An 11,920-nucleotide genomic window follows, 5' to 3' on the forward strand; every position below is an offset into this window, starting at 1 on the left:
TGCTTTGAGACCTGTTCATTTGTTCTTGTGTAAATAAAACCCGAGGAGCAATACACTCCCCGAGTTCACTATAAACATATGAAACTGAATCTTACTATGCTCCAAATACAGGATTTGGCAGCCTACAAATTGGTTGAAAACCCAGAAAATCAACATCGCTGGATAAATAGCCCGGTTTAACAGGCTCTTCTTTCACCAAATCCGTACTTAAATATTTTTTATTGTCATCACATAGTAGCGTGACGACAACTGCTTCGTCCCCTAACTCCTGTTGTAACTTAATTGCTCCAATAACATTGGCTCCCGAGGAAATTCCAACGGCAAGCCCCAATTGCCTTGACAGCTTCTGGGCCATAATGATCGAATCGCCATCGTTGGCACAAACAACGCGATCCAGTTCATCCAAATTCACTATTGCCGGAATAAATTCATCGGATATACCCTGAATGCGGTGTGAACCGACTTTATGTCCTGTTGTTAATGTTGGACTTTCCGCCGGTTCCAAGGGATGTACACGAACATTTGGATTAGCCTTCCGCAAGCTACGCCCTACCCCCATGACGGTCCCACCTGTTCCCACTCCCGCCACAAAGGCGTCAGCGATCAAACCCTGTTCTTCCAGTTGCTTCACAATTTCATAACCGGTCGTTTTCTCGTGTGCTTCAGCGTTATATTGATTTTCAAACTGTCGTGGAAGAAAAACACCACCAGCGGCAGCAAGCTCTTCGCTCAAACGAATGCTCCCCAAAAAACCACCTTCTTCTTTGCTGATCAGCTGAATATCAGCCCCCATGCTTCTGATAATATCGGTACGCTCTTTACTCAACCAATTTGGCATGATGATCTTTACCTGATGGCCTAAAGCTTTACCAATGGCCGAAAAAGCAATTCCTGTATTTCCGCTCGTAGCTTCAATAACAACATCCGTCGGTCTAATCTGGCAATTCATATATGCTTTATACAGGATATATAAAGCCATTCTGTCTTTGATACTACCTGTTAAATTATAATTCTCACATTTCACGAACACCCGGCCTGGCTTACCTTTGTAGGTATACTGCAATTCCAACATTGGCGTATTACCGACCAATCTCCACAAATGCTTAAATCTTTTGTCCAATGCAGGCGATAAACATGCACTTAGTAATTCTTGTTCAGCCATTTTTATATAAATGATTATTCTGTTGCAAAATTGGATAATAACAAGATATTATTCAATACAAAACTATAATTTCAATAAAAATTCAATAAAAAGACATAACTAACAATAAATTATTCATTACAACATTGTAATTTTGCAACAACACCGAAAATATTCATATTATGGAATTGGACGATATCGATCTAAAATTATTGCGCTTATTACAGCACGATGCTTCATTAAGTAATAAGGAACTCTCCTTTGAATTGAATAAATCAATCGCAGCAGTGCACGAAAGGGTAAAAAAATTAAAAAGACTGGGGTATATCAAAAAAACGGTAGCGATCCTGGATCGGCACAAAATCGGGATTGGACTGATTTCATTTTCGCAGGTATTCCTGAAAGCACATACCTTTGAGGTTTTGAACGAATTTGAAAAAGAAGTGGCGAAGTTTCCCGAAGTTATGGAATGCTATCAGATGGCTGGATCTTATGATTTCATGTTGCGTATTGCTACCAAAGACATGGACGCTTATCACATCTTTTTAAGACACCGTCTGGCGGTGCTCCCGCAGGTCAATACCGTACAGACTTATTTTGTATTATCGGAAACAAAGAGTGAAACTGCTTATCCACTATAATACCTAGGGACAGGCCAAGTACCCCCTAAAAAAAGTATGAGGTATTGATTTCAATAAGATCAATACCTCACCTGTATCATTCAGTCTAATCGAACAGTAAGGTCCCGGTGACGTTCCAGCTGCTGAAACTTGTTCCCTCCGGAGCGCCTTGTGGGATCTGAACCTGCAATTTGTAATCACCAGCTTTTAAATCACCTAAATCGATGTAAATCGGAGGAGTAACCGTTCCCGGACACCAATTGGAACGACTTAAATCGGACGAAGATAATCCCGTGGCAAAATTACCCGAAGCGGGATTGGACAGACGGTAAGAACCGCAATCGTTACGCCAGGGTGTATATTTAAACAGTAGGGCATCGTTTAGAAAAATACGGTTTTCTTTGGGTACAAATTCATCGCCATTTCCCCAACCACCATGACCGGTTGTGATATAGCGTAATTGTACATTTTTAGCGTCCTGATCCAAACGAAACGAGAGCGTCAGCCCTTTATCCTGATCAAACATAGATCCATACTCCTGACCGCCCATTTCCATCACATTGGTCGTCGTAAATAAGGACATGGTCTTTTTTAATTCTCCTTCCGATCCAGCTTCAAAACCAGGGTGAATGGTGAGCTCGACGCTAACTTCATGACCATTCTTATCATAGTTGCCAATAAAGGCCCCCACATACACTTCCTGTTCGCTCAACATCCCAGCGAACTCCGACACATCCTGCCTGTAAAGTACTGAATCCTGCCAAACCTTATCCTTTAACTGAAGATAGTTAAACTGCTTAACACCAAAGGGAGTAAAAAACCGCATCAATTCAACGATAGGTTCGAAAGTGGCGGTCCTTATCACACCTTGGTAGCTTTTCCCATTACCATTTTCATACTTCGGCAAGGTCGACATCCCGCTTTTCATCCCATCCAAAAAGCTCTGTGCTTTATTGGCAGGGATAATAAAAACAGATCCGGTGCGGTCATAGGCATCACCTTTTGATTGCTCCACAAGCTGAACAAACACATTATCGCTAAGTTTGATTTTCGGTATTTTCACCTTCTTGACAATGACTGTACCATTCGCAAAACGCAGGATTGAATCAGATTTGACATCCTCGGAAAAACGAATGCGCTCTTTTTGAAAGATAGGAAGCCGGATAAAACGATTTTTCCAAATAAGGTCTTTATAGGAAAGTTCATCATAGCGCTTTTCGCTTCCTTTTAGCTTCAATTGATCAGGGATTGTATTGACTTTCTCTACTTTCGTTGCGAAAGTCCTTGTATTGCCATTTCTGATTACTTCCAATACTAACCCCAGATCCTGCCCTAGTTCGCTCGGGGCTCCCTTTACCCCTAGTTTATCCGTATACCATAGCTCAATCTTATTGGAATTGATACTGGTTTCCACTTTTTTACAGGGATAGCCCAAAATGGTCTTAGTCTCATTGGTCGGTGTAAATTTCTGCTTGGAAAGCGCCTGAGCATCCCCTGTTAGGATGAGGGAACCATCTTTCAGTTTCGCAATTTTAAGCAGGTTATTTCCGGCTGACCACTCCACCAACACACGCTCGTAGGGCGGCGATAATTGTCCTTTTAGATCTTTCTCCGAGCTGACATACGTTTCATTCACATTGGCATAGACCACTACCCCATTCTGATTGGCAGGTGTATTGCCATTAAAACTTTGATTATACTGGATCACATAGCTCGTTAGCTTCTGGGCATAAGAGGACAATGACAGAGATAACATTGAAACAAAAAGGATATTTTTCTTCATCGTATACATATTGGATTAGACACAAAAATAAGAAAGGCTTTAGGAATTCCTAAAGCCTTTCTTATTTTATGCTAAAACGTTTATTTTATCAACCAGATATCCAAAAGATAAAAGACCGCAAAGATGACGGAAGCGTAACCATTGGTGGTCATAAAATCGCGGTTTACGCGACTTAGATTTGTCGACGAAAACAGCGTATGCTGATAGATCAACAACCCACCATAGAAAACCACACCTAAATAATAAATCCAGCCGACGGGCATTAAAAAAGCTGGTATTAAAACAAATATAAAAGATAGCACATGTAAACATTCGGATACCCGCATCGCTCCTTTTGTTCCCAACCATACCGGAATGGAGTTCAGCTTATTCGCCCGGTCAAAGGCCTCATCCTGCAATGCGTAAATAATATCAAAGCCACTCACCCAGGTCAATACAGCAAAGCCATACAAAACAGGGACAGTTGCAAATTGTCCCGTTATCACCATATAGGCCCCTATTGGTGCTAAACCCAGTCCCGCACCAAGGACCAAATGGCACAACGGTGTAATGCGTTTGGTGTAAGAATAAAAAAGCACAACGAAGAGTGCAATGGGCGACAGCATAAAACACAGGGAATTTATAAAATAAGTCGCCATGACAAAAAGTAAGCAATTGACTATGGTAAAGATCAGTGCATTCCGGGCCGAAATCTTCCCTGCCGGAATATCACGCATTGCCGTCCTGGGATTAATGGCATCAATGTCCCGATCCAAATACCGATTGAAGGCCATGGCTGCATTCCGGGCCGTTACCATGCACAATAACATCAATAGCAACAGTTTCCAGGAAAAGGTATATTCAGTGGTATGCAGGGCCAAAAAGAAGCCTATAAGGGCAAATGGCAATGCAAATACACTGTGTGCAAACAAAACTAAAGAAAGATACTTCTTCATGCGGTGATCTTAATGGATTTTAAAACGTTTTCCAAACTCTGGGCAATGATCAGGTTGACCAGGCCATGATGTTAACTAATTTTAATTTTTTGAACTACTTAAAACGGCATTCTTTCTTCCGGCTCAGGCCCCACAAATCGGCGATTGACGTCATCAATGGTTTCCAGAATCGGCTCATGACCGACTTTCTTCTCAGCCGAGGTCAAAAAGATCGGCGGCACCTCCTCAAACCATTGCAACAGCTCTTTTTTAAATTTTGCAATATTCGCATCAGATTTTACTGCTGATTGTTTGTCTGCTTTGGTAAAGACCAACATAAAGGGTAAACCGCATTCACCCAACCAATAACAGAAATCAAGGTCGATCTTCTGTGGTTCGAGACGACTGTCTACCAAAACAAATACACATTGTAAATTGTCTCTATGCGTGAGGTATCTGCGAATGAATTTTTCCCATTCATTACGACTTGTTTTGGACGCCTTAGCGAATCCATAACCGGGTAAATCGACCAGATACCAGGTGTCATCTATAATAAAATGATTGATCAACTGAGTCTTACCGGGTTTTTGAGAGGTTTTGGCAAGCCCCTTCTTATTTGTCATTGCATTGATCAAAGAAGATTTACCTACATTAGAACGGCCTATAAAGGCGTACTCAGGCAAATTTGGCGCAGGTAATTTGTCAACTCTCGTGTTGCTACACACGAATTCGGCTTTTTTTACTTCCATGGAACAAAGGTACATTAAATGAATCCGTTTGGCAAGGTTTCACCCGGCTATGCGGTAAAAAACTGAACGGCCAATCTGTAACATTTTAGGGTGGCCGCATACTAATAGTCAAAATAAACAAGCGTATATTTGATAACAAACGCTATATGCTATATTTTTCGCCATACTGAATTTAATTAAACCCTAAAAAGATGTTACTAGAAATCAATCATGTCACTAAGGATTACGCCAATCATCGTGCATTGGACGATGTTTCCATTCAGATTCCAAAAGGTAAAATTTTTGGGTTATTGGGACCGAATGGAGCCGGCAAAACATCCCTTATCCGGATTATCAATCAGATTACCGCTCCCGATTCCGGCCAAATCCTCTTTAACGGCGAAGCTTTGGGACCACAGCATATTTCCCAAATCGGGTATTTGCCCGAAGAACGGGGGCTCTACAAAAAAATGAAAATAGGTGATCAGATGCTTTATCTGGCGCAGTTGAAAGGGCTTTCCAAAAAAGAAGCTTTACATCGGATACACGACTGGTGCGAACGTCTTGATATATCCTCATGGTTGGACAAGAAGATCGAAGACCTCAGTAAGGGTATGCAACAAAAAGTACAGTTTGTCGCCACTGTTATTCACCAGCCCCAATTGATTATCCTGGATGAGCCTTTTTCGGGATTTGATCCGGTCAATGCCAATATCATCAAGGAGCAGATTTTACGATTGAATAAGGAAGGGGCCACCATTATCTTTTCGACACACCGCATGGAAACGGTCGAAGAACTTTGTGATAATATTGCGCTCATCAACCGATCAAAGAAAATACTGGATGGCTCTGTTCAAGCGATAAAAAAAGAATACCGGAATCAGACCTACAAATTGGAATATACAGCAACCGAAGATAATTTTCTTCTGTCAAACGACGCTCTCTTCGAGGTCATAACGTCTACAAGGACTGAAAAAACATACATAACTATAATTCAGTTAAATAGCAATATTCATATAAATGATGTATTAATGCATTTTCTACCACAAATACAGCTAAATCAATTGATAGAAATCGTCCCTTCCATGGCGGATATTTTCATCCAAAAAGTTACTGAGGTCTCACCTAAAGCCAACGATCATGCATAAAATATTACTTATTATTCAACGGGAATATTTGTCCCGCGTCAAGAAAAAATCTTTTATTGTGATGACCTTTGCCGTGCCCCTATTCTTTTTTGCATTGTATGCGGGCATGTTTTACCTGACTAAAAAAAGCTTCAAAGATGCCCACACCGAGGTCTTTGTGATTGATGAGCTGGGTGAATTTGCAGGGAAACTCCAAAGCAATAAAAACGTAAGCTATACAATCAGCAAGTTAGATCTAAAGGAGCAAAAAAAGCAGCTCACAGAGAGCGAAGGAAAACAATCGATCTTGTACATTCCCAAGGATATTCTTAGCAGCCAGAAGGCCGAACTGATTACCAGTGGCAAAACAAGTTTTGTCACGCAGGAGATCATTGGCGGACAACTGGAAGAAATCATCCGCGAAAAAGAGTATAAAGCTAAGGGAATAGACTTGCAGATTATCCAGTCCATTAAACCCAAAGTCGCTATCGATGCCAAAGAGATCACGGCTGACGGTGAAGAGAAAAACAGTAATACGGCGATTGCTATGGGACTTGGTGTCGCACTGGCTATCCTGGTTTATCTCTCCCTGTTTCTGTATGGCGCACAGGTGATGCGTGGTATCATCGAAGAGAAGAGCAACCGTATTATCGAAGTTATTATTTCCTCCGTCAAGCCTTTTCAGCTTATGATGGGTAAAATTGTTGGGATTGGGATGGTCGGGCTCACTCAATTTGTGATGTGGCTGCTACTTACAGGAGGCCTTTTTATAACGGCAACACTGTTGTTTGTCAATCCGCAGGATATGCAGGAGGTTGCTGCCAGTCAGCCCGCAGCTGGCAATATGGGAACGGTATCCAAAGCAATCGGACAAGGCGGATCTGCCTCCATTCTCGCCTCCATCCAAAGCTTTAATTTTACCGAAGTCATCATCTTTTTCTTTCTGTTTTTTATTGCCGGCTACCTACTGTATAGCGCTATTTTTGCCGCTGCTGGTTCCGCTGTAGACAATGAAACAGAAGCCAATCAGTTTTCCATGCCCATTACCATGCCCCTATTGTTAACATATATCCTTTCATTTGGTGTCATTATCAACGATCCCAATGGGCCAATTGCCACTTGGTTGAGCTTTATTCCGTTCACATCACCTATTGCCATGTTGGTTCGGATACCTTTTGGCGTGCCGATGTGGCAGATATTAACCTCATTGACCTTGTTGATCCTGACATTCTTATTGATCACTTGGGTGGCTGCCCGAATCTATCGTGTTGGCATCCTGATCTATGGTAAAAAGGCAAGCCTTAAGGAAATCATCAAATGGTTCAATTATAAAAATTGATCGGGTTGATCACGATAACGAGTCAAAAAAATAAATAGAAAAGGCCAGATCGCATTGTGCAATCTGGCCTTTCTGATATCATGTATAGGATAGAATCTTCTCTTATTTTGCTACAAAAGCATGTTTTCCTAGTAAGACACCCATCCTATAGAACGTTTAATACCGAATATTGAACTTCTGAAATACAAAATGCCATAACCATATCGGGCCAATGAGCAGGAATTGCAGAAACTGTTTTCCGCTTATTGCTTTTTTCTCTTTTCCTTTACCAACGTACAACGCCGCAAGTGCGAGCAAAGCAATCGCAAGGCATACCCATATCACTGCAGGGCCACCATTTTTTTGCACATATTCCAATTGCACAATAAAATAGCTCATTACCCCGATCGAGAATAAAATTGCATAAGACAGGGTTGCAGATAGCTTAAGGTAAAAATAGATAACAACCGCAATAAAGAAAGAACCCCAATTCAAAAAAGTATGCCAATTGAGCTTTACTAAGAATTCAAACTGTGGAAAAGGAATCATCCAAATACAGCCCATCACACCGAAGAATAACAGCGGCAAAAAGATGATCTGAATAATACGATTGGTTGGATCTTGAAAATTAGCATCCAATTCCTCAAAATAGGTATCTACTGGACGTTTCGGTTCTACTTCCTGAACTTTCTTCTTTTGTTTCATTCGGCAAATTTAATAAATATTGATCTGCATAAACCGTCGAGCGGAATAATATTCTCATTTTTTTGGTCTGTCACTTGTCATTATATGCTTTCTTCGACCTTTAACTGGCAATCTCCTCTCCAATTACGTAATATTGCAACATGAAGTCTTACAAACATATCTTATTTGATCTCGATGGTACGCTGACAGACCCTGCTGAAGGCATCACCAAATGCATTGCGTATGCACTCGAAGCAAAAGGAGTACATACGCCTGATTTAAATAGTCTGAAGCCATTAATTGGCCCTCCGTTGAAAGATACCTTCATGCATACCTATGGATTTGAAGAAAAGGAAGCTTTGGCTTGTGTGGACAAATACCGTGAACGCTTTGCGACCCAGGGTTTATATGAGAATCTGCTCTTTGATGGCATCCCCGAATTACTGGAAGGACTAAAATCGAAAGACTATAAGGTATACTTAGCGACCTCCAAACCCGAAATTTTTGCACATAAGATTTTACAGCATTTTGCAATCGACAGTTACTTCGATTTTGCTGGCGGAAGTGCATTGGACGATTCTAGACCGACCAAGACAAGTGTCATTCAGTATGTATTGGACAAGGCCAACTTGGTTGATCCACAGCACTGTATTATGATTGGCGACCGCAAGCATGATTTAATTGGCGCCCGAGAAACGGGCATGGATGCCATCGCTGTGCTTTATGGTTATGGCAGTGAGGAAGAACTTATGAAGGAAAAGCCAACCTATCTGCTGCATAGTGTGGATGATTTAATGGAGTTTTTTGGCACATAAACAGATTTTCAGAAGAAATAACTATGTTCGCTCAAGTGGACCGCCGAAAACTTCCCCGCGTCAAAATATACAGCAAAAAAACGCCCCAATAAATGATTGAGGCGTTTTTATTATTCGTTTACCAAAGATCCTGTATTGTTTTTCAGGACTCTTCCATACGTTATTTCGCGTAAGATACGGATCTTGTCTCCCGGATGACAGTCACTTTAATCTGACCTGGATAAGTCATTTCAGTCTGTATACGGTTTGAGATATCAGCTGCTAATATTTCTGATTGCGCATCCGATACTTTTTCACTCTCAACGATGACACGTAATTCACGACCTGCCTGTATCGCAAAAGTTTTCTCAACACCAGGGTAAGAAAGTGCTAAATCTTCAAGTTCTTTCAAACGTTTGATGTAGCTTTCAACAACTTCACGACGTGCTCCAGGGCGTGCTCCTGAGATAGCATCACAGGCTTGTACCACAGGAGAAATTAAGGCTGTCATCTCAATTTCATCGTGGTGAGCGCCAATGGCATTACAAACATCTGGATGCTCCTTATATTTTTCAGCCAATTGCATACCTAGAATTGCGTGCGGCAATTCAGGGTTATCATCAGGCACTTTACCAATATCATGCAATAGTCCAGCACGTTTGGCATGTTTTACATTCAATCCCAACTCAGCAGCCATTGTTGCTGCAAAATTGGCAACCTCACGGGAGTGCTGTAAAAGGTTCTGACCATAGGAAGAACGGTAACGCATACGTCCCACCATACGGATCAGTTCAGGATGCAATCCGTGAATACCCAGATCAATGGCAGTACGTTCACCAATCTCAACAATCTCGTCTTCAATCTGTGTACGTGTTTTTGCTACAACCTCTTCAATACGAGCTGGGTGGATACGGCCATCCGTAACAAGACGGTGTAAAGCCAAACGGGCGATCTCACGACGTACTGGATCGAAACCAGAAAGGATAATTGCCTCCGGTGTATCATCCACGATGATCTCTACACCTGTTGCAGCTTCCAATGCACGGATATTACGGCCCTCACGACCAATAATACGACCTTTGATCTCATCATTTTCGATATTGAAAATGGAAACGGTATTTTCGATTGCAGATTCAGTAGCTGTACGTTGGATCGTTTGGATAACGACTTTTTTCGCTTCTTTCGTCGCGGTTAATTTCGCTTCGTCTACAATATCCTTGATCTGAATCATAGCTTGGGAACGAGCTTCCTCGCGCAATGAATCCACCAGTTGGTTTTTAGCTTCGTCAGCTGTAACACCAGCGATGCTCTCCAATTGTTTGATCTGTTGTAATTTTAAAGCCTCAACTTCTTCGGATTTCTTTTCATTAAGTTCAACCAATTTATCCAATTGCTTCTTTTTGGTATCCACATCCTGCTTATCGCGATTGATGCTTTCAAGCTTTTGGTTAATAGATTGTTCTTTCTGTCTCAACGTATTTTCCTTTTGGTTGATGGTGTTGTTACGTTGATTCACCTCCTTTTCATGTTCGGATTTTAATTGAAGGAATTTTTCTTTAGCCTCTAAAAGGCGTTTCTTTTTAATGTGTTCTCCTTCTTGCTCTGCATCTTTTAGTATGCTATTTACCTTATCTTTGGCTTCCTGTTCTTGTTTTTTGAATAACAGAACCAGCAGATAACGACCTATAACTACACCAACAATCAGAGGAATTATGATATAAATTGCGACGTCCATGTATGTATAATTGTATTATATATGTTTGTTTTTATTAATTATTAAATTTCAATAGAATAAATATCTTCGCCATTTTTTGAACTGGACACAAGCTGATTTAACGCCATTGGTATCCAGATATACTTTTTTCAGGAATACCAGCGATTGAATCAGACAGGGTTTACATTGTATGCAAACAGGTCCAACGCATGATGGTTTCAAAACAAAAAAAAACCGCAATTAAATTTAAACAGGTCTCATGTATTATTAAACTTCGTGATTACATAATTAGGCTTAGATTATGACCCAGATGGCTTTCGCAAAATGGCCTATATCTTTTTGCGCCTGTAATATTGAAGCGTTAAGTTTAAAATAGTGACAACCCGAATTTAATTGCGGCAAATTCGTCGTTTTAAGCTCTAAATATAAAGAACGTAAATTTATTTGTTAAAGAAATCCGTCAACAACTGATCAAGCTCCTGTACTGAATTCTCCAGCCCCACTTCGTGGTTCTGGGACTGTCGCTCCGCATTTAACATTCGCGTAGCGAACTGCAATACACACATGGATAACAAATCCTGTTTATCTCTAACAGTATAGTTTTCCTGCAATTCCTTTACTTTTTCATTTATCAATTTCGCAGCATGTCGAATCACTTCTTCCTCCGCGCTTTCCACCCGAAGGGGATAAACACGATCTGCGATATTTATTTTTATGGAAATCTCTCCCATTTCTTTGAGCTTTTTAACGTTGTATTAGTTTAAATTCCGATAATCTCCAAATTCCAACTACTTCAACAAACTAATACACTTGTCTATTTCTCGCACAAAATCGTTAATTTTTTGTTTTGTGTCAAGTATTTTTTCATTAATTGCTTCCTTATCCGTTTCTGAATCCAAGGTTCGGGCTACTGCCAGCGCCTTGACTTTCTCTTCCAACTGCTTGCTTTTATCGTTGCTCGCGTCGAAAGCCACTTTTAAGGATTGTACCTCTAATTTAAGCAAATCATTTTCTTCTTGCAAGACTTCGCACATTTGAATTAAGTTTTTCGTTTTCTCAACGATCAGATTCATTTGTGAAGACAATGTTGCCATAGC

General features: G+C 40.8%; 12 protein-coding genes. 4 read left to right on the forward strand and 8 right to left on the reverse strand.

Features of this window, described 5'->3' with window-relative positions:
- Positions 1-94: 94 nt before the first annotated feature.
- A complete protein-coding gene (locus AC07UV_RS01950; protein ID WP_108633246.1) occupies positions 95-1,162 on the reverse strand; it encodes a PLP-dependent cysteine synthase family protein in 1,068 nt (355 codons plus the stop codon).
- A 158-nt stretch (positions 1,163-1,320) separates the two neighbouring features.
- On the opposite strand from AC07UV_RS01950, the gene AC07UV_RS01955 reads away from it, so the two are divergent.
- Entirely contained in the window at positions 1,321-1,782 is a 462-nt protein-coding gene (locus tag AC07UV_RS01955) for an Lrp/AsnC family transcriptional regulator (RefSeq protein WP_104381061.1), read from the forward strand.
- 85 nt (positions 1,783-1,867) lie between these two features.
- Here the strand turns inward: AC07UV_RS01955 and AC07UV_RS01960 are convergent, their stop codons facing one another.
- The 3 genes from AC07UV_RS01960 to yihA form a co-directional block, all read right to left on the reverse strand.
- Entirely contained in the window at positions 1,868-3,544 is a 1,677-nt protein-coding gene (locus AC07UV_RS01960) for a PNGase F N-terminal domain-containing protein (RefSeq protein ID WP_495182536.1), read from the reverse strand.
- Between the two features lie 80 nt (positions 3,545-3,624).
- Positions 3,625-4,479 (reverse strand): UbiA-like polyprenyltransferase, encoded by an 855-nt coding sequence (locus AC07UV_RS01965; RefSeq protein ID WP_165308089.1) that lies wholly within the window; start codon positions 4,477-4,479, stop codon positions 3,625-3,627.
- Positions 4,480-4,577: 98 nt separating this feature from the next.
- A complete protein-coding gene (yihA, locus tag AC07UV_RS01970) occupies positions 4,578-5,207 on the reverse strand; it encodes a ribosome biogenesis GTP-binding protein YihA/YsxC (protein ID WP_165308090.1) in 630 nt (209 codons plus the stop codon).
- Between the two features lie 191 nt (positions 5,208-5,398).
- On the opposite strand from yihA, the gene AC07UV_RS01975 reads away from it, so the two are divergent.
- Both AC07UV_RS01975 and AC07UV_RS01980 read left to right on the forward strand, forming a co-directional pair.
- A complete protein-coding gene (locus AC07UV_RS01975) occupies positions 5,399-6,334 on the forward strand; it encodes an ABC transporter ATP-binding protein (RefSeq protein ID WP_495182537.1) in 936 nt (311 codons plus the stop codon).
- Entirely contained in the window at positions 6,327-7,652 is a 1,326-nt protein-coding gene (locus AC07UV_RS01980) for an ABC transporter permease (protein WP_495182538.1), read from the forward strand. Before AC07UV_RS01975 ends, AC07UV_RS01980 begins: the two co-directional genes overlap by 8 nt.
- Positions 7,653-7,808: 156 nt before the next feature.
- Here the strand turns inward: AC07UV_RS01980 and AC07UV_RS01985 are convergent, their stop codons facing one another.
- Complete coding sequence (locus tag AC07UV_RS01985) at positions 7,809-8,336, reverse strand: DUF962 domain-containing protein (protein ID WP_495182539.1); 528 nt, start codon at positions 8,334-8,336, stop codon at positions 7,809-7,811.
- A 140-nt stretch (positions 8,337-8,476) separates the two neighbouring features.
- Between AC07UV_RS01985 and AC07UV_RS01990 the strand changes: the two genes are divergently transcribed.
- The gene (locus tag AC07UV_RS01990; RefSeq protein ID WP_495182540.1) at positions 8,477-9,130 is read left to right on the forward strand and encodes an HAD family hydrolase; all 654 of its coding nucleotides are present in this window, start codon (positions 8,477-8,479) and stop codon (positions 9,128-9,130) included.
- Positions 9,131-9,290: 160 nt separating this feature from the next.
- Here the strand turns inward: AC07UV_RS01990 and rny are convergent, their stop codons facing one another.
- From rny to AC07UV_RS02005, 3 genes are all read right to left on the reverse strand, one after another.
- The gene (rny, locus tag AC07UV_RS01995) at positions 9,291-10,844 is read right to left on the reverse strand and encodes a ribonuclease Y (protein ID WP_495182541.1); all 1,554 of its coding nucleotides are present in this window, start codon (positions 10,842-10,844) and stop codon (positions 9,291-9,293) included.
- Positions 10,845-11,263: 419 nt separating this feature from the next.
- On the reverse strand, positions 11,264-11,554 hold the full coding sequence (locus AC07UV_RS02000; protein WP_077432704.1) for a cell division protein ZapA: 291 nt from the start codon (positions 11,552-11,554) through the stop codon (positions 11,264-11,266).
- A 57-nt stretch (positions 11,555-11,611) separates the two neighbouring features.
- Positions 11,612-11,917: a hypothetical protein gene (locus tag AC07UV_RS02005; RefSeq protein WP_077432703.1), complete on the reverse strand. Its 306-nt coding sequence runs from the start codon at positions 11,915-11,917 to the stop codon at positions 11,612-11,614.
- Positions 11,918-11,920: the final 3 nt, after the last annotated feature.

It is taken from the genome of Sphingobacterium sp. GW821-FHT03E03 (genome assembly GCF_059420745.1).

Coding starts and splice junctions, on each gene's coding strand:
- rny (WP_495182541.1), bottom strand. CDS start 10,844: ATGGACGTCGCAATTTATATCATAATTCCTCTGATTGTTGGTGTAGTT.
- AC07UV_RS01990 (WP_495182540.1), top strand. CDS start 8,477: ATGAAGTCTTACAAACATATCTTATTTGATCTCGATGGTACGCTGACA.
- AC07UV_RS02000 (WP_077432704.1), bottom strand. CDS start 11,554: ATGGGAGAGATTTCCATAAAAATAAATATCGCAGATCGTGTTTATCCC.
- AC07UV_RS01950 (WP_108633246.1), bottom strand. CDS start 1,162: ATGGCTGAACAAGAATTACTAAGTGCATGTTTATCGCCTGCATTGGAC.
- AC07UV_RS01985 (WP_495182539.1), bottom strand. CDS start 8,336: ATGAAACAAAAGAAGAAAGTTCAGGAAGTAGAACCGAAACGTCCAGTA.
- yihA (WP_165308090.1), bottom strand. CDS start 5,207: ATGGAAGTAAAAAAAGCCGAATTCGTGTGTAGCAACACGAGAGTTGAC.
- AC07UV_RS01975 (WP_495182537.1), top strand. CDS start 5,399: ATGTTACTAGAAATCAATCATGTCACTAAGGATTACGCCAATCATCGT.
- AC07UV_RS01965 (WP_165308089.1), bottom strand. CDS start 4,479: ATGAAGAAGTATCTTTCTTTAGTTTTGTTTGCACACAGTGTATTTGCA.
- AC07UV_RS01960 (WP_495182536.1), bottom strand. CDS start 3,544: ATGAAGAAAAATATCCTTTTTGTTTCAATGTTATCTCTGTCATTGTCC.
- AC07UV_RS02005 (WP_077432703.1), bottom strand. CDS start 11,917: ATGGCAACATTGTCTTCACAAATGAATCTGATCGTTGAGAAAACGAAA.
- AC07UV_RS01980 (WP_495182538.1), top strand. CDS start 6,327: ATGCATAAAATATTACTTATTATTCAACGGGAATATTTGTCCCGCGTC.